General features: G+C 65.6%; 20 protein-coding genes and 1 pseudogene. 13 read left to right on the top strand and 8 right to left on the bottom strand.

Annotated features, from left to right (window positions below; translation table 11 throughout):
- Positions 1-37: 37 nt before the first annotated feature.
- The gene (locus OUZ49_RS17980) at positions 38-1762 is read right to left on the bottom strand and encodes a patatin-like phospholipase family protein (protein ID WP_266151983.1); all 1725 of its coding nucleotides are present in this window, start codon (positions 1760-1762) and stop codon (positions 38-40) included.
- A gap of 152 nt (positions 1763-1914) precedes the next feature.
- Here OUZ49_RS17980 and OUZ49_RS17975 point away from each other — a divergent pair, with 152 nt between their 5' ends.
- The 10 genes from OUZ49_RS17975 (at position 1915) to OUZ49_RS17930 (ending at position 11474) form a co-directional block, all read left to right on the top strand.
- Positions 1915-3957, top strand: coding sequence for a M3 family metallopeptidase (locus OUZ49_RS17975; RefSeq protein WP_266151982.1), 2043 nt, complete (start codon positions 1915-1917; stop codon positions 3955-3957).
- 41 nt (positions 3958-3998) lie between these two features.
- Positions 3999-4778: an exodeoxyribonuclease III gene (gene xth, locus OUZ49_RS17970; RefSeq protein WP_266151981.1), complete on the top strand. Its 780-nt coding sequence runs from the start codon at positions 3999-4001 to the stop codon at positions 4776-4778.
- Between the two features lie 38 nt (positions 4779-4816).
- Positions 4817-5494, top strand: a complete 678-nt coding sequence (locus tag OUZ49_RS17965; protein WP_266151980.1) for a YecA/YgfB family protein — start codon at positions 4817-4819, stop codon at positions 5492-5494.
- 154 nt (positions 5495-5648) lie between these two features.
- The gene (locus tag OUZ49_RS17960) at positions 5649-6482 is read left to right on the top strand and encodes a pirin family protein (RefSeq protein ID WP_266151979.1); all 834 of its coding nucleotides are present in this window, start codon (positions 5649-5651) and stop codon (positions 6480-6482) included.
- A gap of 376 nt (positions 6483-6858) precedes the next feature.
- Positions 6859-7317, top strand: a complete 459-nt coding sequence (locus OUZ49_RS17955; RefSeq protein WP_266151978.1) for an SPFH domain-containing protein — start codon at positions 6859-6861, stop codon at positions 7315-7317.
- Between the two features lie 179 nt (positions 7318-7496).
- Entirely contained in the window at positions 7497-8144 is a 648-nt protein-coding gene (gene rsmG / locus OUZ49_RS17950; protein ID WP_266151977.1) for a 16S rRNA (guanine(527)-N(7))-methyltransferase RsmG, read from the top strand.
- Between the two features lie 40 nt (positions 8145-8184).
- Positions 8185-9054: a ParA family protein gene (locus OUZ49_RS17945; protein WP_266151976.1), complete on the top strand. Its 870-nt coding sequence runs from the start codon at positions 8185-8187 to the stop codon at positions 9052-9054.
- Between the two features lie 2 nt (positions 9055-9056).
- A complete protein-coding gene (locus tag OUZ49_RS17940) occupies positions 9057-9926 on the top strand; it encodes a ParB/RepB/Spo0J family partition protein (RefSeq protein ID WP_266151975.1) in 870 nt (289 codons plus the stop codon).
- Positions 9927-10156: 230 nt separating this feature from the next.
- A complete protein-coding gene (locus OUZ49_RS17935; RefSeq protein WP_266151974.1) occupies positions 10157-10873 on the top strand; it encodes a glycosyltransferase in 717 nt (238 codons plus the stop codon).
- A gap of 232 nt (positions 10874-11105) precedes the next feature.
- Entirely contained in the window at positions 11106-11474 is a 369-nt protein-coding gene (locus tag OUZ49_RS17930; RefSeq protein WP_266151973.1) for a DUF488 domain-containing protein, read from the top strand.
- On the opposite strand, the gene OUZ49_RS17925 is transcribed toward OUZ49_RS17930, so the two are convergent.
- Positions 11452-12411 carry a patatin-like phospholipase family protein gene (locus OUZ49_RS17925; RefSeq protein WP_266151972.1) on the bottom strand — a complete coding sequence of 320 codons (960 nt, stop codon included), beginning with the start codon at positions 12409-12411 and terminating at the stop codon, positions 11452-11454. The genes OUZ49_RS17930 and OUZ49_RS17925 overlap by 23 nt on opposite strands.
- An 85-nt stretch (positions 12412-12496) precedes the next feature.
- Positions 12497-13480 carry a helix-turn-helix transcriptional regulator gene (locus OUZ49_RS17920; protein ID WP_266151971.1) on the bottom strand — a complete coding sequence of 328 codons (984 nt, stop codon included), beginning with the start codon at positions 13478-13480 and terminating at the stop codon, positions 12497-12499.
- Positions 13481-13625: 145 nt separating this feature from the next.
- Between OUZ49_RS17920 and OUZ49_RS17915 the strand changes: the two genes are divergently transcribed.
- Together OUZ49_RS17915 and OUZ49_RS17910 are read left to right on the top strand one after the other, a co-directional pair.
- Positions 13626-14537 (top strand): hypothetical protein, encoded by a 912-nt coding sequence (locus OUZ49_RS17915; protein ID WP_266151970.1) that lies wholly within the window; start codon positions 13626-13628, stop codon positions 14535-14537.
- A 101-nt stretch (positions 14538-14638) separates the two neighbouring features.
- A complete protein-coding gene (locus tag OUZ49_RS17910) occupies positions 14639-15451 on the top strand; it encodes a DUF481 domain-containing protein (protein ID WP_266151969.1) in 813 nt (270 codons plus the stop codon).
- Positions 15452-15649: 198 nt separating this feature from the next.
- Here OUZ49_RS17910 and hemC read toward each other — a convergent pair whose 3' ends face one another.
- The 4 genes from hemC to OUZ49_RS17890 all read right to left on the bottom strand — a co-directional run bounded on the left by hemC (position 15650) and on the right by OUZ49_RS17890 (position 19287).
- Positions 15650-16567, bottom strand: a complete 918-nt coding sequence (gene hemC, locus OUZ49_RS17905; protein ID WP_266151968.1) for a hydroxymethylbilane synthase — start codon at positions 16565-16567, stop codon at positions 15650-15652.
- A 195-nt stretch (positions 16568-16762) separates the two neighbouring features.
- Entirely contained in the window at positions 16763-17467 is a 705-nt protein-coding gene (locus OUZ49_RS17900; RefSeq protein WP_266151967.1) for a LytR/AlgR family response regulator transcription factor, read from the bottom strand.
- 9 nt (positions 17468-17476) lie between these two features.
- A complete protein-coding gene (locus OUZ49_RS17895) occupies positions 17477-18523 on the bottom strand; it encodes a sensor histidine kinase (protein ID WP_266151966.1) in 1047 nt (348 codons plus the stop codon).
- Positions 18524-18621: 98 nt separating this feature from the next.
- Complete coding sequence (locus OUZ49_RS17890; protein WP_266151965.1) at positions 18622-19287, bottom strand: alpha/beta hydrolase; 666 nt, start codon at positions 19285-19287, stop codon at positions 18622-18624.
- Between the two features lie 224 nt (positions 19288-19511).
- Here OUZ49_RS17890 and OUZ49_RS17885 point away from each other — a divergent pair, with 224 nt between their 5' ends.
- On the top strand, positions 19512-21968 hold the full coding sequence (locus tag OUZ49_RS17885; protein ID WP_266151964.1) for a S9 family peptidase: 2457 nt from the start codon (positions 19512-19514) through the stop codon (positions 21966-21968).
- Positions 21969-22141: 173 nt separating this feature from the next.
- Here the strand turns inward: OUZ49_RS17885 and OUZ49_RS20980 are convergent.
- A pseudogene (locus OUZ49_RS20980) lies at positions 22142-22260 on the bottom strand (IS30 family transposase); the annotation flags it as partial.

Below are 22260 nucleotides of genomic sequence, written 5' to 3'. Positions count from 1 at the left end.
CCGCCTATGGTACCGCCGTGTTGCCTTAGGTAGGCGCTTACCCGGTGCGCGCCTGCGCCTCGAGCATCTCGAGCGTGTGCTGATAACCCGCATCGATCGCCCGCTGCCAATCCTTCCAGTCCAGCATGCCGACATGCTCCAGCGGTGGCGTGAGCAGCAGATCCGCGCGTTCACGGCGATGTTCGCTGGGCCCTTCGCTGTTGACCATGGCTGCGCGCACCAGGGTGGAAACCAGTCCCGGGCGCTGGATCTGCTGGCGTTTCAGCAGCAAGCGCCATAACGGCGGCGTGGCGAATTCTTCCGCGGTGGTGAGCAGCGAGATATCGGCGCGGATGTCGACGGCCGTGATATGCGCCATGCCGTCGTCGGCCATCACATCGGTGGGCAGGTTGTCGACCAGGGCGCCGTCGACGTAGACACGACCGTGATGCAGCACCGGCGGCAGCACGCCAGGGATGGCGCTCGAGGCGCGCAGCCATAGCCACAACGGCCCGCGTCGATGCACCACCATGCCTTCCCCCGACAGGCAGGTTGAAACGCAGAAGAACGGCAGCTTGAGATCTTCGATATCCAGCGCACCAAACGCGCGTCGCAGCATCGCCGCCGCCCGGCGGCCGCGCGTGAGGGCGACGATCGGCAGGGTCCAGTCCGACAACGGACGTCCCTCGACGAAGCTGCGGCGGAAGGTTTCCACCATCGCGTCCAGCTCCCAGCCAATGGCGACGCCGGCGCCGATGATGGCGCCGATGCTGGTGCCGCCCACCGCATCGAAGGCATGGCCGGCCTCGCTCAGCGCGCGCAACGCGCCCAGATGGGCCAGACCTCGCGCGCCACCCCCCGCGAGGACAAGGCCACGCGCGTGACCGCTGATCAGGCGCGCCAGCCGACCAATATCCGCCGTCCCGCCCACGTGATGGTGTTGCAGTTCACCGCTGAAGGGCGCACGCCAACGCTGGGCGGAGCCGAGGCTGGGCTGGCGTCCGGCATGCAGCAGGATGAGATGGCGCGGGCGATGGCCGGCGCACGACGGATGCATGGGTAACGCCTCGGGCCAGGGCTGTGCCGCTTGCGAGGCCAGCGCGGGCAGCAATAACACGTCGGCCTGGCGCAGGCAACGCTGGCGCCAGTGCACGTCACCCGTGCTGTCGAGATAGATGACGAAGCGGGCCTGAGCTTCGCGCTCGGCGAACCATCCACTGCTGCGGCCGACACCGTGTTCGGCGTCGATCACGATGCAGCTGCCCCAATGCTCCAGTTCCATGGCCAGCTGCATGGCCAGCGAACGGGCGGGTACGTCCTGGCTGACCGGCAGCAAGGCAAAGGTGCGCGGCGCACCACGATCTTCCTCGCCGCGCATGCGCTCCTGCAGCCGCGTGATCGCCACGCGCGCCACGCCCAGCATGGCCTGGGGATAGCGGCTTGCCAGGGCCTCGTAGTTGCCCCGGTCCAGGCGCAGCAGTTCGGAATCGCGCAGGGCGCGCACGGTGTACTGCCGGCTCTCGCCGGTGATCAGGCCAAGCTCTCCCAGGCTGTCCCCGGCCGCCACCAGGCGCACCCGCTCGGTCGGGCTGTCGAAGACGCCCAGGCTGCCGCTGACCACCAGATACAGCGCATCGGCCGGATCGCCCTGGCGAAACAACGCGCGTCCGCCGGGCAGGGAAAACCACTGAAGCTCGGGGACCAGCGCGCTCAGCGCCTCGTCCTGCAAATGCCCAAACACATCGCAACGACGCAACAGGGCGGAAAAATCAGGCATCGACATGGCGGCATGGTACGGCGGCCTCTGTGACAATTCGTGAGAGCGCCCCGCCTTCCCGTGCCCGCCCTGCTTGATTTCGCCGGGGTGGCTCGCCACGCTGGCGGCCATCCGCCGGCCCGCCTCCCGGCAGCCGGGCGGAGAACCGAGGAGATTCCATGGAACACGACAATCCCCTGCTGGCCGATGACACCTTGCCGGCCTTTTCGCAGATCCGCCCCGAACACGTCACGCCCGCCATCGACACCATCCTGGCGGACTACCGCAATGGCATCGATGCGTTGACCGCGCCCGGCGCGCCGCACGACTTTGCCAGCGTGATGCTCACGCAGGAGCGGCTGGAACAACGCCTGGCCCGCGCATGGGCGCCGGTGAGTCACCTGCACTCGGTCGCCGACAGCGAGGCGCTGCGCAAGGTCTATGGCCCGGCCGAAGAACAGCTCACCGACCACGCCATCGAACTGGGCCAGAACCGCGCGCTCTACCAGGCCGTGCAAGCGCTGGCCGATGCGCCGGACTTCGCCAGCCTGCCGCGACCCGAACGCGCCCTGGTTGAGCACGCCTTGCGCGACTTCCGCCTGTCCGGCGTGGCGCTGGAAGAACCGGCGCGTTCGCGCTACCGCGAAATCGGTGTCGAACTGAGCCGCCTTTCCACCGAATTCTCCAATGCCGTGCTCGACGCCACCGACGCCTGGCACGAGCACATCACCGACGAGCGCGATCTTGCCGGCATTCCCGAGTCCGGTTGCGCGGTGTTGCGCCAGTACGCCAAGGACCAGGAGCTGGACGGCTACCTCGTCACGCTCAAGCAGCCCAGCGTGCAAGCCGTGCTGACCTATGCCGACAACCGTGGCCTGCGCGAGCGCGTTTACTGGGCCTACCAGACGCGCGCCTCCGACCAGGGCCCGCAAGCTGGCAAGTTCGACAACAGCGAGCGCATCGAGCGCATCATGGCGTTGCGCCACGAAGCCGCCCAACTGCTCGGCTTCGCCAATGCCGCCGAGGAATCGCTGGCGACCAAGATGGCCGGCTCGCCGACCCAGGTGATGGAATTCCTGCACGATCTGGCCACGCGCGCCAAACCCGTTGCGCGCGACGAGCTGACCCGGCTGCGCGAATTCGCCACCAACGAGCTGAAGCTCGACAACCTCGAATCCTGGGACGTGGGCTACGCGTCCGAGAAACTGCGCCAGCAGCAGTACGACCTGGATGAGGAACAGCTGAAGCCGTACTTCCCCTTGCCTGCGGTGATCGACGGCCTGTTCGATCTCACCGACCGGCTCTACGGCATTTCGCTCAGCGTGCGCGACGGCGTCGATGTGTGGCACCCGGAGGTGCGTTATTACGACGTGCGCGATGCCGATGGCCGCGTATTCGCCGGTGCCTACGTCGACTTGTACGCGCGCACCGGCAAACGTGGCGGTGCCTGGATGGATGTCTGCCGCGCACGTTTCCGCGACGGCGAGCACGAACAGCTGCCGGTGGCCTTCCTCACCTGCAACTTCGCGCCACCGACCGAAGGCCGCCCGGCCCTGCTCACGCACGACGACGTGCTGACCCTGTTCCATGAATTCGGCCATGGCCTGCACCACCTGCTGACCGAGATCGCGCTGCCCTCGATTGGCGGCATCGACGGGGTGGAGTGGGATGCGGTGGAATTGCCCAGCCAGTTCATGGAGAACTTCGGCTGGAACCGCGAAGCGCTGGATCTGTTCGCCCGCCACTACGAAACCGGCGAACGCCTGCCCGATGCATTGTTCGAGCGCATGTTGGCCGCGCGGCATTTCCATGCCGGCCTGTTCCTGGTGCGCCAGCTTGAGTTCGCCATGTTCGATTTCCTGCTGCATCTGCAATTCGACCCGACGCAGGGCGCACGCACCATGAGCGTGCTGGAGGAAGTCCGCCACGAGGTGGCCGTGCTGCATCCGCCGGCATGGCAGCGTTTCCCGCACGCGTTCTCGCATATCTTTGCGGGCGGTTACTCGGCCGGTTACTACAGTTACCTGTGGGCCGAACTGCTCAGCGCCGACGCGTTTGGTGAGTTCGAGGAACACGGCGTGATTGATCGCGCCACCGGCGATCGCTTCCGCCGCGAAGTGCTCGCCGTCGGCGCCAGCCGCCCGGCCCTGGAAAGCTTCATCGCCTTCCGCGGCCGCGCGCCGGAGCCGGAGGCGCTATTGAAGAGCCACGGACTGGCCTGACGGACGACGGTGTCGATGACTGCATCGCTTACAATGCGCCCATGAAAATAGCCTCATGGAACGTGAATTCGCTCAAGGTGCGCATGCCGCATCTCACCGAGTGGCTGGCGGAGGCAAGGCCGGACGTGGTGGCCTTGCAGGAAACCAAGCTCGAAGACGCGAAGTTTCCGGTCGACGAGCTCGCCGCGGCGGGCTACCGCGCGGTGTTCTCCGGGCAGAAGACTTATAACGGCGTGGCCTTGCTGGCGCGCGCCGACCTCAAGGGCGAATTCGAAGATGTCGTCACCGACATCCCCAAGCTGGACGATCCGCAGCGGCGCATCCTGGCCGCCACCATAGGTGGCGTGCGCGTGGTGGATCTCTATGTGGTGAATGGCAAGGCCGTCGGCGACGAGAAGTACGCGTACAAGCTGGACTGGCTGGCCAAGATGCGCGAGTTCCTGGCGGCGGAGATCGAGCGGTATCCCCAGCTGGTGGTGCTTGGCGATTTCAACATCGCGCCGGACGATCGCGACGTCTACGATCCGGTCGCCTGGGGCGAGGACATCCTGTGCTCGCCGCCGGAGCGCGAGGCGCTGAAACACATCACCGACCTGGGCCTGCACGACAGCTTCCGTTTGTTCGAAGCGGGCGGCGAGCACTTCAGCTGGTGGGACTACCGGCAGGGTGCGTTCCGGCGCAACATGGGTTTGCGTATCGACCTTATCCTGATCGGTGAGGCGCTGAAGTCCGCGGCCACGGCGGCCGCCATCGACCGCACGCCGCGCCGCTGGGAACGACCTTCCGATCACACGCCGGTAACGGTGGATCTGGATATCTAGAATGACGGTCGCAAGACCGGCTTGCACACAGGCAGCTGATGAATACACCCAAGACCGACTGGCCCAGTTCGCTGGACGACAACGAACTCGACGAACTGGACCAATACCTGCGCGCCCATGTCGGCGAAGGCGAATTGTTGCTGGATGGCGTGCACGGGCTGCTGTCCGCGCTGACCGTCGGCCCGATGCAGGTGTTGCCGGAGGAATGGCTGCCGGAAGTGCTGCATGAGCCATTCGCCGACGAGCAGGAAGGCAATCGCGTGCTGGCCCTGCTGGCCAAACTCAATGATTCAATCAGCGCCGAACTCGATGTCGATGCCTACGAGCCGATCCTCGGTGAAGTGGAGACCGAGGCCGGTCCGGTGTTGTCCGCCGCCGGCTGGTGCGAAGGATTCAGCCGCGGCATCGACCTGCGCGCAGGGCTGTGGGAAAAGCGCCTGGCCGATGACCCGCAGCTGATGGAATTGCTCGGTCCGGTGATGGCGCTGGCGGTGGACGAAGGCATCCTCAATGCCGATGCCGAGTTCGAGAAACTCAGCGACGACGAATACGACGAATGCCTGTCCCAGGTGCCGTCCGTACTCAGCGCGGTAAACCAGTACTGGAACGAACACCCCGCCACCGAAGCCGAACTGGAAGCGTCGGTTCGTCCGGACGAAAACGAAGAGCCGCCAACGACGCCGCCACGCCAGCGCAGCGGACATTGGGTGCATTGAGCATCTGACGGGCGAGTAGCGAGAGACGAGGGGTTTTGCGCCCTCGCTACTCGCCCCTGACCCCTCCAAGGAAACAGTCCGTTCCGGCTTCAGCTCTTGGGCGCCACCCCTGACGGCATCATCATGGGCGGCAGATATTCCATCGGAGCAAGCCATGACTGAGCGCAGCATCCTCCGTCGCATTCGCGGCACCGACACGTCTGACGGCGCAGGCGTCAAGCTGAAGCGCGTCATCGGGCAGCCGGCGCTGGACATGCTCGACCCGTTCCTGCTGTTGGACGAGTTCCGTTCCGACCAGGCGGGCGATTACATCGCCGGATTTCCGGAGCATCCGCACCGCGGCTTCGAGACCGTGACCTACATGCTCGCCGGCCATATGAAGCACCAGGACAACCACGGCAACAGTGGTGACCTCACGCCGGGCAGCGTGCAGTGGATGACCGCCGGTCGCGGCATCCTGCATTCGGAAATGCCGGTGCAGGAAGACGGCCTGATGTGGGGCTTCCAGCTGTGGGTGAACCTGCCGGCGAAGGACAAGATGATTGCGCCGCGCTACCAGGACATCGGGCCCGAGCGTATTCCCGTGGCACATCCGGCCGACGGCGTCGACGTCAAAGTGATCGCCGGCGAGTTTGGCGGCGTGACGGGCCCGGTGGCCGAAATCGTGACCCAGCCGATCTACCTGGATATCGCCTTGCAGCCCGGTGCTTCCATCGACATACCGCTGCCGGAAGGCCATGCGGGCTTTGCCTATGTGTTCGAGGGCAAGGACGCCGAGGTGGGCGGCGAGCCGCTGGCACGCAGCGAGCTGGGTGTGCTGTCGCGCAGCGGCAAGCTGCGTCTTGCCGGCCGGGACAGCGCCACTCGTGTCCTGCTGGTAGCCGGCAAACCGCTCAACGAGGCGGTGACCCGGTACGGGCCGTTCGTGATGAACACGCCGGAGCAGATCCACGAAGCGATCGCGGATTTCCGCGCCGGCAAGTTCTGAGGCAGCGGTCCAAGCATCGTTGCCGACGAGAGCCCCGGTTTACCGGGGCTCTTTGCATGAGTCATGGCCAAATCGGATAGACCCTCGCAGCCACGCTTGGCACGCCTCTGGCTTCATTCAAGTGCGGCCCAGGAAGTGCCGTTAAAGACACTGTTGTAGGGGGAATCCGGCGGCGGGTAGCACGGATGGCACTGTGGTTGCTTGCCATCCGTGCTGCCGCCGGCTTCACAAAATCAGATAGTTAGCCCAAAAGACGGATTGTAAAGAACTTGTTCTGTCGTTAAATTAGGATTAATCCAAGGGGGCGCAACCAGCTGTACTATCAACCTACAGTTCTTCGCGAAGATTCCTTACATAACTAGCTGTATTTAATGCCATGAATGCCCTGATTACGCTTGTTGTCCTGGCCTTGATCGCGACCTTTGCGTCCGCGCTCAAGCGAGTGCCGGCCGACCAGGTCCATAGCCTTTACCGGCGCGGCAAACCCTATCGCCTGTTGCAGCCAGGCCTTCATATGGCGCTGCCGCTGGTCGACCACGTGGTGCACCGGATCGACCTCAGTGGCCAGGTCCTGCGCTTCCAGGAGCCGTTGCCGGACGCGCATGGCGTCAGCGGCACGGTGTACTGGCAGGTGCTCGAGCCCGAACGGGCCGACGCGGTCATCGAGCAAGCGGACCAGCTGATTCGCGGCGGCGCCCTGGCCGCACTGCGGCAGGAGCCGGAGGCCTATAGCGCGGACCGTCGCGACCTGGGTTCGCGCCTGAAGCAGGCCATGAACGGCGCCCTGCGCGAGCGCGGCATGATGGTGACCCGCGTCGAGTTGGAATTTGCCTGATTCAATCCGGCCTGATCGGCACTGGCGTCGATCAGGTCCTGGCGAAGTTTGCCCTAGAGCGACCGCCACAGGGGAACCACTTCAAACCCGCTACGGCGGGTTTTTCTTTATCGTCGCGCTGGCATCGGAGACACCGTGCCCGGATACTTTCGCCCCTTCGCATCCCAAGGTACCGCCGCATGACTTCCCGCCACGATCTGCAAACCCAGCTGGAACACGGCATTGCCGCGCTCGGTCTGCAGCTGCCGGCGAACGCGGTGGAGCGCCTGCTCGATTACCAGGAGCTGCTGGCGCGCTGGAACGCCACTTATAACCTCACCGCCGTGCGCGATCCCGCCGAGATGGTCACGCGCCACCTGCTCGATTCGCTGGCGATCCTGCCGTACGTACGCGGTGAGACGCTGGCCGACCTGGGCACCGGCCCAGGCCTGCCCGGCATCCCGCTGGCCATTGCGGCGCCAGGCCGACAGATCCTGCTGGTGGATTCCAACGGCAAGAAGGTCCGCTTCCTGCGCGAGGCGATCCGCTCGCTGAAGCTCGAGGGCGTGCGTGCGGTGCAGTCCCGCGTGGAAGACGTGGAAGGCCAGTTCGACTGCATCACGGCACGCGCCTTTGCCAGCCTTGCCGACATGTTGGCCTGGGGTGGTCACCTTTTGACCAAGGAGGGCATCTGGCTGGCCATGAAAGGCAAGCGTCCCGACGATGAAATGCCCGGCGTGCCGGCCGAATTCGAGCTGCGCGGCACGCATGCGTTGAGCGTGCCCGGCCTCGAAGGGGAGCGCCATCTCGTCGTGCTCGGCCGGGCAAGCAGCCAAGCAGGCTGCTAATCTAGCCGCCATTTCACTCGTTCACGGTATCGACGACACCATGGCCCGCATCATCGCTGTCGCCAACCAGAAAGGCGGCGTCGGCAAGACGACCACCGCCGTCAACCTTGCCGCCGCGCTCGCCGCTGCCAAGCGCAAGGTGCTGCTGGTCGATTTCGACCCGCAAGGCAATGCCACCATGGCGTCGGGCGTCGACAAGCGCGTGGCCAAGCCGAACGGCTGCGAAGTGCTGCTGGACGAGGCACCGATCGAACAGGCCATCGTGCAGACCGAGGCGCATTACGACCTGCTGCCCGGCAATGGCGACCTGACCGCGGCCGAATTGAAGCTGATGGACGCGATTGCGCGCGAGAGCCGGCTCAAGGAACAGCTGGCCAAGGTGGCCGATCGCTACGACATCATCCTGATCGACTGCCCGCCTTCGCTGCACCTGCTCACGCTCAACGCGCTGACCGCCGCGAACGGCTTGCTGATTCCCGTGCAGTGCGAGTACTTCGCGCTGGAAGGTCTTTCCAGCCTGCTCGATACGGTGAAGGCCGTGCGTCAGCGGCTCAATCCGGCGCTGGAAATCGAAGGCCTGCTGCGCACCATGTACGACGTGCGCAACAACCTCGGCAATGAAGTCTCGGCGCAACTCACCCATCATTTCGGTGACAAGGTGCTGCGCTCGATCATTCCTCGCAACGTGCGCCTGGCCGAGGCGCCCAGCCACGGCCAGCCGATCCACCTGTACGATCGCAGCTCGCGAGGCGCGATCGCCTATATCGGCCTTGCCGGTGAAATGATCCGTCGCGAACGCGGCCATAGCGCGGCCGCGGTGCACGAGCATACCGGTGATGTCGTGGCGGTAGCGCTGCACGACGACGCCGACGAGACGCTCGACGATATCGTCGACATCCATCAGGAGTAAGCATGTCCGCTGCGAAAAAACGGGGGCTCGGACGTGGGCTCGACGCCTTGCTTGGCGGTGACGGTGCAGGTGCGCCGTCCGTGATCGAGCAGGAAGGCGAGCTGCGCATGTTGCCGATCCAGCAGATCCAGCCGGGCAAGTACCAGCCACGCCGCCATTGGAACGACGAGGCGCTGGACGAACTGGCCGCCTCGATCCGGGCGCAGGGCCTGATCCAGCCGGTGGTGGTTCGCGCCATCGGCAAGAACAGCTATGAGCTGATCGCCGGCGAACGTCGCTGGCGTGCGGCGCAGCGTGCGCAGCTGAGCGAGCTGCCGGTGCTGGTGAAGGACGTGCCGGAAGTCGCCGTACCGGCGATGGCGCTGATCGAGAACATCCAGCGCCAGGACCTGACCCCGCTGGAAGAAGCCGACGCGCTCAAGCGCCTGATCGACGATTTCGACCTCACCCACCAGCAGGCTGCCGACGCCGTGGGCCGCTCGCGCGCCGCGGTGTCCAACCTGCTGCGCCTGACCGAGCTGCCGCTCTCCATCAAGAAGCTGCTCGACGAAAGCAAGCTGGAGATGGGCCATGCCCGTTGCCTGCTGACCTTGCCCGAGAGCCTGGCCGAAGGGCTGGCGCTGGAAGCGGCGCGTAACGGCTGGAGCGTGCGCGAGCTGGAGGAAGCCGCCCGCCGTGCGCAGACCGAGCCCAAGGGCAAGGCCAAGCATGCGCCGTCGCGCGACCCGAATGTCGCCGACCTGGAACGCCAGCTGGCCGAACGCTTTGCCACCCGCGTCGAATTGGCCCAGGGCCGTGGCGGTCGCGGCAAGCTGGTCATCCATTACCACAGCAATGACGAGCTGGAAGGCATTCTCGGCAAGATCCGCTGAGTCTCCTGGGCCCGTCATTCCAGCGAAGGCTTGAGGCGCTCCTCAACAGCCGCAGGGCCGGTCATCCAGTGTCTTTCGATGTGCCGCAAAAGCGATGGATCCCAGCCTTCGCTGGGATGACGAGCTTTGACAGAGGATCGCGGACCCGCGCCCTCCGCTGACGCGATAGCCCCGACCCACTAGAATGGCGCCCTGGCGCCGCGCGCCCTTTGTTTAGACAAGGCCCAACCATGCCCCAACTGTCCGTCGTCGTGCCGGTATTCAACGAGCGCGACAACATTCCGCCGCTGCTCGCCGAAATCGCCGCCGCCCTGCGCGGCCAGGTCGAGTTCGAGATCGTCTACGTCGACGACGACTCCAGCGACGACAGCGTGGCCGTGCTTGCCGCGGAAAAGGCCAGCTATCCGGAACTGCGCATCGTGCGTCACCTGACTCGCAGCGGCCAGAGCACCGCCGTGTGGAACGGCGTGCGCGCCGCGCGTTCGCCGTGGATCGCCACGCTTGATGGCGACGGCCAGAACGATCCCGCGGATATCCCCAAGTTGCTGGCAGCACGCCAGGGCGCGGCGGAAAACGTGCGCCTGTTCGCCGGCTGGCGTACCACGCGTCGCGACAGCTTCAACAAGCGCATCTCCTCCAAGATAGCCAATGCGGTGCGTTCGCGCATGCTCAAGGACGCGACGCCGGATACCGGTTGCGGCCTCAAGCTGTTCGATCGCGAGGTGTTTCTGCGCCTGCCGTATTTCGATCACATGCACCGCTACCTGCCGGCGCTGGTCAAGCGCGCGGGTTTCCAGAGCAACAGCGTGCCGGTCGGTCACCGTCCGCGTACGGCGGGCACGTCCAAGTACGGCATGCTCGATCGCCTGTGGGTGGGCCTGGCCGACCTGCGCGGCGTCGCCTGGCTGATGCGCCGTGGCAAGGTCACCCAGGTCGAGGAAATCTGACCTCTTGGTCCCTGTGCGCGATCACGGCCTCACCGCTCCGTTGGCTTTTCACTCGGGCCATCCCTGGCCCTCGCCCTCCGGGCAGCTTGCCCTGTGCCATCCGGCAGTCCTGCCGGATGGTCGCGCACAGGGTGCGCTCCTACCGACAGGCACAGAGGCGGTCTGCACCCCTCATGACGTGTCTTTCATCGGCGTATGCTGAAGATTCGCTCTTTGGTGAGGCCGCCCACTCATGAGCATTACCGTCAAGCGCGTCTACGAACCTCCTGCGTCGGACGATGGTTACCGTGTGCTCGTCGATCGCTTGTGGCCGCGCGGGTTGAAGAAGGAAGACGCCGCGCTGGATGCCTGGACCAAGGAACTGGCGCCCTCGCCCACGTTGCGCAAATGGTTCGGCCACGATCCGGCGCGCTGGGAAGGCTTCCGTCATCGCTATGCCACCGAGCTGGACGCCGCCGCCGAATATTGGCGCCCGTTGGCAACGCAGGCCTCGCGCCACCGCATCACCTTGCTGTTTGGTGCGCGCGACGAGGAACACAACAACGCGGTGGCGCTCAAGTGCTACCTGGATGCGTGGCTCAAGGCTCACGGGCCCCATTGAGGCGACGCGTCGGCTGCCAGGTGGCGAGCGCGCTGCGCGCCTGCATGCGGCCCAGTTCGATCAGTTCGCGGGCACGATAGAACTCGTACACGGTGGCGACATTTCGAGGCATGCGGATCAGCAGGTCCGGCTCATAGGCGGCCAGGCGCAGCCGCGAGAGATTCGCCTGCATCAGGTCCATCGCCTGCGTCAGCAGTTCCAGCATGCCCGGTTCACGCGGCTTGTCCGCGCCGTGCGGAATCAACTTGCCGATGAACTCGCCGACGCGCTCGCGATAACTGTCGGGTGTATCGGACTTGGCGGCGGGCATGACTTCCGGCGTGGAGACATCGGGAGGACCATCCATGCTCACCGCAAACAGGAAGTCGGCGGTATCGCGGATCAGCGGCGTCACCGGCACGGGATTGAGCAAACCACCATCGACCAGCCGCCTATCCTCCAGCGTATGCGGACGAAACACGGTGGGAATGGCAATCGACGCACGAATCGCGTCGAACAGCGAACCCCGCGTGAGCCACACCTCGCGCTCGCGGTCCAGATCGGTGGCCACCGCGGTGAAGGCCAGCGGCAGATCCTCGATGCGCGCATCGCCGATCAGCTCGCGCAGCGTGCCAATGATGCGTTCGCCCTTGATCAGGCCGCCGCCGGACAGGGTCCAGTCGACCAGGCGCAACACATCCAGCTTCGCCAGCGAGCAAACCCAGTCGCTATACACCTGGAGCTTGCCCATCGCGTAGATGCCGCCGATCAAGGCGCCCATCGAAGTGCCGGCAATGGCGACGATCTCGTAGCCCTGCGCTTCGATTTCCTGGATGGCGCCAATATGCGCCAAGCCTTTGGCGCCGCCGGAACCAAGTGCGAGCGCAACGGTCGGTTTGCGGGTGGACTTGTTTTCCGCAGACTCGGGAGAGAATGGAGCAATGTCGCTAGGACTCATGGAGGAAACAGCGTGGCGGCAGTCACCGCTAGCGTCACCGCGCATGCGTCCCAATGCAAGTCGTGGCGGACCGATGCGGACGCGTTCAGCGTGGCGGCTGCTGGTAACCGCTCAGAGCGAGCTGCAATTGGATCTTCAATTCCTCGCGCAGCGACAGCGGCGCCACGACTTCCGCATCCGGTCCGTACTTGAGCACGTCCATCAGCAGTTCCTTGGAATTGGAATAAGGCACCTGCAATTCGTAGCGGCCGTCGGGCAGCCATTCGCCCTTCTGTTGCGAATGCCAGTGCTCGTCGGCGACCCAGCGCGCGGCATGTTGCGAGAAACGCAGCGTGGCCCAGGCCTTCGGCTTGCCGGCGAAGATGCCGTAGCTGGACGCGAGCGCATCGTTGAGCTCGTTCTCCGCCACGTCACGTGCGGGTTGATCCAGCGCCAGCGGCTCAGCGATGCGATCCACGGCAAAGCTGCGCAGCGCTTCGCGGTCGTGATCCCACACGTCCAGGTACCAGTTGTCGCGGTAATGCGTCAGTCGTTGTGGCGACACCGTGCGATGGCTGTCGGCATTGGTGGTGCGCGCGCGATAGCGGAAGCGCAGTTGCCTGCGCTCAAGCACGGCGCCTGCAACGATGCGGAATACCTGCTGGTCGAGCGTGCGCTCGCCCCACGCGATCACGCGGATGCGTTCGATCGGCAGGGCTTTGCCACTACCCTGGTCGGACAGCAGATGTTCGATGCGTGCCTTGAACGGTGCCAGCGCACCGGCGAGCACGCCCGGTCCGCTGCGCCCGATCAGTTCGTTGAGGGCGAGCAGCGCAGCGAGTTCGTCGGAAGTAAGCCAGAGGCCAGGCAGCTCGAAGCGCTCGCCTTCGCCGATCGCATAGCGGAACGCGGCGTGTTCGCCACCTGCACTCTCGATCGGCGCACCCAGCGCATCGCGCAGGAACGCCACGTCGCGATACAGCGTCGCACGCGAGCACTCCAGCTCGTCCATCAGACGCGGCAGGGGCACGGGATAGTGCGCCGATTTGAGCAATCGGTGCAGGGTCAGAATGCGCTCGTAACGATCCATGAAATGATTTTCGACGGCAGCCTTTGCGTAGCATGCGCACCCTAGACGGATGCTGCAAGTCCACCATGTGGTCGAGACGGAACAAATCGCCAACGACGCGGTCCGCATCGTGATGCGCCCTTCACATAGAGAAGACAGAAAACTCATGCAGCAACCTGGCGACACGGAGCAGTCCAGCATCGGTACGGATGGCGGCCCGATACTTGCGCATCCCTTGCGCGTGGGTGCGATGCTGCTGGAAGTGCTTGGCTTCAGCGGCTTTGGCTTGTGGATGTTGCTGGGACTCACCTTGGCCATGGGCGTTTATAGCCCCGGTCGTGGCGATGCCCTGGTGACCCTGACCCTGGGTGGCGCACTGATCAGCATCGGCCTGGTCGCCGCCTGTCTGCGCACGCGCTGGGCACCGACCTGGCACGGCTGGCGCATCGTCGAAAGCCAGCTGCCTACTCGCGAAGCGCTGATCGCGCTGGCGACCTTTCTGCCGATGCTGGCGGTTGCCGGCCTCGCGCGCGGGGATGACGCGTTCTGGGCAACCCGCCTCGCTGGCGCCGCCTTGGCGCTGTGCAGCCTGGCGACCCTGATCCTGACGGCACGTGGCGTCATGCTCGATCGGGCTCCCAATGTGGACAGTCGCATGGCTGCACAATTTCCGCTCAGTCGCGTGGTCTCGGCCACCTACGCCGGTGGCTTGTGGCTCTGGGTGTGCGTGACAGGGCAGGAGGTGGCTGGCGTATTCGGCGGCAACCTGCCCTGCGTCGTCGGCCTGTTGTTGCTGGGGTTGCTACGCGGCCTCGTCGAGGGCATGCGCTGGCAAACCCTGCTGGCGCGGTTCCCGGGCCCGCGGGTGCGGCTGGAACTGCAGCCCCGGCGCTATCTGGCTGCCGCGCTCGCTTATGCCGTGCCGTCCGCCGCGCTATTGCTCACCAGTTTCGGCGAAGGCCGGGTCTTGCTGTCCGTGGTGGCCGCGGTCAGTTGCACGCTTGGCCTATGCATCGAGCTGAGTTTGTATGATGGCGCCTTGCCGACCATCCCCCCGGCCCCTGAAACGGCCATCTGAAGCCGTTCCAGCCGGATCTGAGGCAACGTGTTCACAGGCAGTTCAATCCACCTCGCTAAGGTGGCGGCCTGCTTTTATTTAACGAAAATGGAATGAATCCCATGAAGAAGACTTTGATGGCGGGCGCCTTGCTCGCCGCGCTGGCAAGTTTTGGCGCGCTGGCCGACGATGCGGCCCCCAGCAACCCGGCCGACAATGGCGGCTGGAGCGGATCGGGCGAATTCGGCTTTGCCTCGGCCTATGGCAACTCCCGCTCAGAGAACATCAACGCCAAGCTGGGTCTGAACCAGGAAAACGACATGTGGAAGAACAACTTCTTCCTCACCGGCCTGCGTTCGAAAGCGGATGTGAAGGTGGTGGACGCCAACGGCAACACGACCGACCAGCTCACCACCACGGCGAATCGCTACGACCTCGGTGCCTCGGTGGGCTTCAAGCTCGATCCGCGCAGCTACATCGTGACCGCCACCCGCTATGAGCACGACGATTTCGGCGCCAACCTGTGGCAGAGCATCATCTCGGTCGGCTACGGCTATATCGCGCTGAAGACCGAAAGCACCGAGCTGTCGTTCGAAGCGGGCCCGGGTTACAAGCGCTATCGCCCGGCCGACCTCACCGAGACGGTGAATGGCGTGAGCACCCGCGTACAGCAGGACACGCAGAGCGAGGCCGTGGGCCGCGGACTGATCAACTACAAGTACCGCCTCACCGACAACACGGCGCTCGAGAATACGCTGCTGATCGAAGCAGGCTCGCAGAACAAGTACTACCAGAACGACATCGGCATGTCGGTCAGCATGACCAAGAAAGTCGCGCTGAAGCTTGGTTACCAGGTGCGTTACAACAGCGACGTGCAGCAGGACACCAAGCACACGGATACGCTGCTCACCACCAATCTGCTGTACAACTTCTAAGGCGTTGCCTACCGCGCTTGTGTAGGAGCGCACCCTGTGCGCGACTACCCGGCAGGATTGCCGGGTTGCACAGCGCCCGCTGCCCGCGAGGCGAGGGCCAAGGATGGCCCGAGTGAAAAGCCAACGAAGCGGCGATGCCGTGACGTCTTTTCGCGCACAGGGTGCGCTCCTACATAGAACAAGAGGGCGTGGCGCAGATCAGCGGCCGAGCAGCTTGTCGGCCCCCTGCGCGAACAGGGCCTCGGCAACCTGCTGCCCCAGCGCGATGGCCTGATCGCCATCCGCCTGTGCTTCGGCCAGCAGGAGGCGGCCGCTGTTGACGTCACCGACCATGCCGCGCAGGTGCAGGCCACGCTCGGTCAGCGTGCACCAGGCACCCACCGGCACGGTGCAGCTGCCGCCCAGCGCATGATTCATGGCACGCTCGGCGGTTACCGCCAGGCGCGTGTCGGGATCGTCGAGCACCGCCAGCAGCTCCAGCACGTCGGGCTGATCGTTGCGCGCTTCGATCGCGATGGCCGCCTGGCCCGGTGCGGGCAGCCAGTCCGGTGCGGTGAGGCGGCTGCGGATGCGCGCGGCCAGGCCGAGTCGCTCCAGGCCGGCGCAGGCCAGCAGGATCGCCTCGTAGTGGCCGGCATCGAGCTTGGCCAGGCGCGTGCCCACATTGCCGCGAAGATCGAGCAAGCTGAGGTCGGGTCGCACGGCGCGCAGCAGCGCCTGGCGTCGCAGCGAGGACGTACCCACGTGGGCACCGAGCGGCAACGCGGCGAGATCGCTGAAATCATTGCTGACGAAGGCATCGGCAGCGTCCGCCCGCGGCAGGATGGCGGGCAAGGTAAAGCCCGGCTCCAGTTCGGCAGGTACGTCCTTGAGCGAATGCACGGCAAGATCCGCCCTGCCTTCGAGCATGGCCACTTCGAGTTCCTTGAGGAACAAGCCCTTGCCGCCGATGGTGGCCAAGGGCTTGTCGAGGATTTCGTCGCCCCGTGTCGACATCGGCACCAGCTCCACCCGTAGGCCAGGATGGGCGGCGCGCAGCTCGGCGGCGACGTGTTCGGCCTGCCAAAGAGCGAGCGCACTCTTGCGGGTGGCGATGCGCAGGATGGATAAGGTCATGGTGTTCTCGCGAAAGGCGCCGCGCGCGGCGTCCGTGGGGAATGGCATTGTCGCGCAATTGCACGGAATACGCAGACACGGTGTGTGTCAGATATCGTCGCAGCAAAGCATGTCCAAGGGCCGAGGCGGCCTCGCGCGCCAGCCTTCCTGGCGCCGAACAGGCGCGTCCTGCGCGGGCTCCGAGTCGATTTCGCTTCAACCCATGCGCAGCAGCTTGCGCAGGGTCGGCAAGTTGCGACGGCTGACTTCGGGCGTCAGTTCGGTGCCGCCAAGCCGTGCCAGTACGCGGCCGTCCGGCAGCGTCTTCAGGCCGATCAGGCGCTGGGATGGCACCAGGCAGTTGCGATGCAGGCGGATCAGCTGGTCGGGGTAGGCGTCCTCCAGCTGGCGCAGCGACTCCTCCAGCAGCAGCTGGCCGCCACGGTGCTGCACGACCACGTACTTCTCTTCCGCGAGCAAGCAGATCACGTCGTCCAGCGCGACGCGCACCTGTTCGCCACCCAAGCGACCATGCAGGTAGTTGACCGTTTCGCGTGGCGCCTGCTGCAGGCGCTGCCGCGCACGTTGCAAGGCCTCGTTGAGGCGCTCGAGGCGCACCGGCTTGAGCAGGTAGTCGGCGGCACCCAGGTCGAATGCCTGCAGGGCGTGGCTTTCGTAGGCTGTGCAGAACACCACCTGCGGTCGCGCCCGGCCTGCCAGCCGCTGGGCCAGCGCGGTGCCGCTGATGCCGGGCATGTTGATGTCGAGCAGTAACACATCCGGATGCAGTTCGCCCAGCGCGACCAGTGCGGCCTCGCCGTCACTCACGCTGCCGGCGATCTCGACGTCGGCGCACTCCCCCAGCAGCGCAGCGAGCCGCGCGCGCGCCAGGGGTTCGTCGTCAACGATCAATACGCGCATAAAACCTGCCTAGTCTTGCGGAAGTTGCAGTCGCACCACGAAGCGGTCGCCCATCGGGCCGGCTAGCACGTGTGCGCGGGGACCGTAGCGATAGGCCACGCGCTGGCGCACATTGTCCAGTCCGTGCCCGTGCCCGCCCGGCGCGGGATCGCCGCCACGCGGGTTGTCGATCTCGATGATGATGCCGTCGCGCTCGCGCCATCCGCGCAGGACCACTTCGCCCCCTGCGCGCAGCGGCTGCACGCCGTGGCGTACCGCATTCTCGACCAGCGGCTGCAGTAGCAGGCGCGGCAGCGGAAACGCCTGCGGCAGTTCGTCCAGTTCGCGGCGCACCTGCAGGCGATCGCCGAGCCGGAGCTGCTCGATGGCCAGGTAGCGATCGACCAGGGTGAGTTCTTCCCCCAGGGTGCCGTCCTGCGTACTGTGCTCACCGAGTGCGGCGCGGAACAGTTCCGACAGATCCTCCACCGTGCGTTCCGCTGCTGCAGGATCGACGCGCACCAGCGCGGCCACCGTATTCATGCTGTTGAACAGGAAATGCGGGCGGATGCGTGCCTGCAGGGCGGCCACTTGTGCCCGCGTCACGGCGGCGAGGCGCACCTGCCACTGGGTCAGCACGAAGAAGTAGCGCAGCAAGGCACCGCCTAGCAGGGCCGCGATCAGCGTGTTGTTGCGCACGAAGGCGCTGGCGCTGTCGCTCAGCAGTTCCATTTGCATGGCCGCGTCCATCCAGTGCACCAGCGCACTGCCGGCCGCCACGATCAACACCATCACCAGCCACACGCCGGCATACGGCGTCAGGCTCGGCAAGCGCTGCAACAGCGGCCGCAATTTGCACAAGGCCACGCCGATCACCATCGCCAGCCAGTTGGCGAACAGCATGCCCACGCTATAGCCGCGCCAGCCGTGGCCATTGTTGGGGGCCAGCCACATTACCGTAACGGTGAGCGCAGCGACGATCAGCAGCGCGAAGATCACCGGCGGGCTGCAGAAATCGGGCAGCAGCTGGTGCTCGGAGCGGTTGTCGGTGGAAGGTTTGGTGGCGGGGGCCGTCATGCGGCGGAGTATGCCGTATGCATGCAGCGCGTTTCGCGACCCGCCGCCAGGCCCGTGCAGCTGGGAACGCGGTGAGAGGGCTGGTGGTCCGGCCGGACTCAGGCGGCCAGGCGTGTGGTCATCCAATGGCGCAGATCGAGCACTTCTTCGCCGCACACCGAATGCGGCATCGGATAGGTGTGCCAGGCCACCGCGTAGCCCAGCGACTGCAACAGGTCGCGCGAAGCGACGCCGCGCGTGAGCGGCACGATCGGGTCGGCCGTGCCGTGGCCCCAGAAGATCGGCGTATGCGCATTGGCGGGATTGCGTTCGGCGGCAAACGATTCGTGCAAGGGCAGATAGGTAGACAAGGCGATGATGCCGGCCAGCCGGTCGGCATGGCGTAGTCCCGCCGCCAGCGCGATGGCGCCGCCCTGCGAAAAGCCGGCCAGCAGAATGCGCGAGGCGGGCACGCCGCGCTCGTTCTCGCGCGCGATCAGCAGCTCGACGCTGGCCATGGAGGCGCGCATGCCTGCTTCGTCCTGGCGCGAGACCAGATCCACGCCGGCGATGTCATACCAGGCCCGCATCGGCATGCCGCCGTTGACCGTCACGGGCCGCACCGGCGCGTGCGGAAACACGAAGCGCAACGCCGGCCACGACGGCGACACCAGCTCCGGCACGATCGGTGCGAAGTCGTTGCCGTCGGCACCGAGGCCATGCAGCCAGATCACGCTGTGGGTGGGATGGGCGGCGGTTTCGGTTTCGACAGTGGGCAGGAGCATGGGGACTTCGCTGGGGTAGGGACGATCTGGCAGGGAGCGTGCCGCCTGGGACAGGCGCGTGGATCTCAGGGAACGCGCCGACGCGTGCGGGGGACGACAGGGACTCGCGGGTCGGCTAACCCGTAAGACTACCGGTGGGGCCGGTCATGGCGAAACGGGACCAACGGCGCTTGCCAGCCGATCAAGCTTGGCTATGCTCAGGCGTTTTGACTGTGGAGCGCCCTATGCGTCGACTGCTCTTCGCCGGCCTTGCCGCCTTAGCCGCCTTGCCCGCGGCGGCCTTGTCGCCACCCGCCCCCGGCGCCACCGGCGGAAAGCTTGATCTGGAAACCATCATGGCCAATCCGGATTGGATCGGCGCAGCGGTGGAGTCGCCGTACTGGAGCGTGGACGGACGCAGCCTTTACTACTCGCTCAAGCGCGACGGCAGCAAGGTGCGCGATCTCTATCGCGTCGACCCGCTCAGCGGCCAAGGCACCAAGCTGGATGCGGCAGCGGTAGCGCAGGCCGACGGCGCGCCGGTGTTCGATCGCGCCCATCGCTACGCCGCCTTCGTTCGCCATGGCGATGTGTTTCTGGTCGACCTGTCCAGTGGCCGCCGCGTGCAGGTGACGCGCACCACCGACGAGGAGTCCTCGCCGCGCTTCTCCAGCGACGACCGCAGCCTGCAATACCGCCAGGGCAACAACTGGTTCGTCTACGACATCGCCAGCGGCGTGAGCGCACCGGCCGCCGTGCTGCGCTTCGTCGACGACCCGCAGGCCAAGCAGCCGGACGCCCTGGGCCGGCAGCAGCTCGACCTGTTCAATGCGTTGCGCCAGAACAAGTCCGACAAGGACGCCCAGCGTGCGAACGACGAGGCGCTGGCCGCGGCCGACCCGGGCCGCGCGCCCAAGCCGATCTTCCTCGGTGAAGGCGGCGAGCCGGTGGATACCGAGCTGTCGCCCGATGGCCGCTGGATGCTGGTGGTCACCAAGCCCAAGGACTTCAAGAAAGGCAAGGAGCCGGAAGTCACCCACTACGTCACCGATTCCGGTTACGCGGAGCAGCAGGAAACGCGCACCTATGTCGGTCGCAACGACCCTGCCCCGCAGTCGCTGCTGCTGGTCGACCTGAAGGCCGCGAAGTTCTACCCGCTGAAAACCGACGGCCTGCCCGGCATCAAGGACGATCCGCTCAAGGCCATCCGCAGCAAGACCATTGCCGCGCTGGAGCAGGCCGGCAAGGCGGACGAGGCCAAGGCGCTGAAGGCGCCGGACCAGCGCTCGGTACGCATCATCTCGAGCGCGGAAGATGGTGGTGGCGGTGGCATCGTGTGGAGCGATGACGGCCAGAACGTGGCCGTGCAGCTGCGCGCGATCGACAACAAGGATCGCTGGATCGCCAGCGTCGATTTCGACAAGCACGCGCTGGTCACCCAGCATCGCCTGACCGACAACGCCTGGATCAACTGGAACTTCAACGATTTCGGCTGGCTCAAGGATGGCCGCACGCTGTGGTACCTCAGCGAGGAAACCGGCTATTCGCAGCTCTACAGCAAGAGCCTGGGCGGCAAGCCCAGGGCGCTGACCTCGGGCAAGTTCGAGGTCAGCCACCCGCTGCTCAGCGAAGACGGCCAGTGGTTCTATATGCGCACCAACCAGGTCGCGCCGTATAGCTACGATGTCTATCGCCTGCCCAGCGGCGGCGGCGAGCTGAGCCGCCTCACCCAGTTCCAGGGCATGGACGATTTCGTGCTGTCGCCGGATGGCCGCCAGCTGGCGGTGCTGCATTCCTCGCCGTATCGACTGGCGCAGCTGGCGGTGCAGGATGCCGCCGGCGGCGCGCCGCGTGAACTCACCAACACGATGAAGCCGGAGTTCACCGCGCATGCGTGGATTGCGCCGCGGATCGTTGGCGTGCCGTCCTCGCACGGCGCCGGTACCATCTGGGCGAAGTACTACGGCCCGTCCGACCCCGTGGCAGCCGCCTCGCGTCCGGCGGTGATCTTCGTGCATGGCGCGGGCTACCTGCAGAACGTCACGCTGTCGTACTCCAACTACTTCCGCGAGCAGATGTTTCACAACCTGCTGGTGCAGCAGGGCTTCGTGGTGCTCGACATGGACTACCGCGCCTCCGACGGCTACGGCCGCGACTGGCGCACGGCGATCTACCGCCAGATGGGCCATCCGGAACTGGAAGACCTGCTCGACGGCAAGGCCTGGCTGGTCAAGAACCAGGGCGTCGATCCTCGCCGCGTGGGCATGTATGGCGGCAGCTACGGTGGCTTCATGACGCTTATGTCACTGCTGCGTGCACCGGGCGAATTCGCGGCAGGTTCGGCGCTGCGGCCTGTGACCGACTGGGTGACCTACAACCACGAGTACACCTCGAACATCCTCAACGATCCCCAGCTCGATCCCGAGGCTTATGCCACCAGCTCGCCGATCGAATACGCGGACAAGTTGCAGGATGCGCTGCTGATCCAGCACGGCCTGATCGACGACAACGTGCTGGCCAGCGATTCCATCCGCATGTACCAGCGCCTCATCGAGCTGCACAAGAACAACTTCTGGATCTCGCTGTATCCGATGGAACGCCACGGCTTCGTGCATCCGGACTCGTGGCATGACGAGTACCGCCGCATCGACGAGCTGTTCCAGACCTGGTTGCGCCCGACGCCGCCACCCGCGACGAACTGAAGCTCTTCCTCCCTCTCCCCCTTGGGGAGAGGGCTGGGGTGAGGGGCGGGTGCTCGCGACAGCGCGACAACTCAGCGTGGCCGCAAGGGTGCCGCTTACGCAGCGGGCGTTTCGATCGCCTGCCGGCGCCCGAGTCACTTTTCTTTGCTGGCCCAAAGAAAAGTAAGGCGGTGTCAATCTAGAAGTGCATCATCGATGGCTTGGGCGAGGTCATCACGCCCCAGCGCACGCATGATCATCTCCGCAGGGCAGTGGTAGTCGAGCGTGGCTCGCGGGCGCAGGTTCATCTCCC

This window comes from Dyella halodurans (genome assembly GCF_026283925.1).
Taxonomy (GTDB): Bacteria; Pseudomonadota; Gammaproteobacteria; order Xanthomonadales; family Rhodanobacteraceae; genus Dyella; species Dyella halodurans.
The sequence above is the reverse complement of the archived record's forward strand: the minus strand, read 5'-3'. Positions and strand labels throughout refer to the sequence as shown.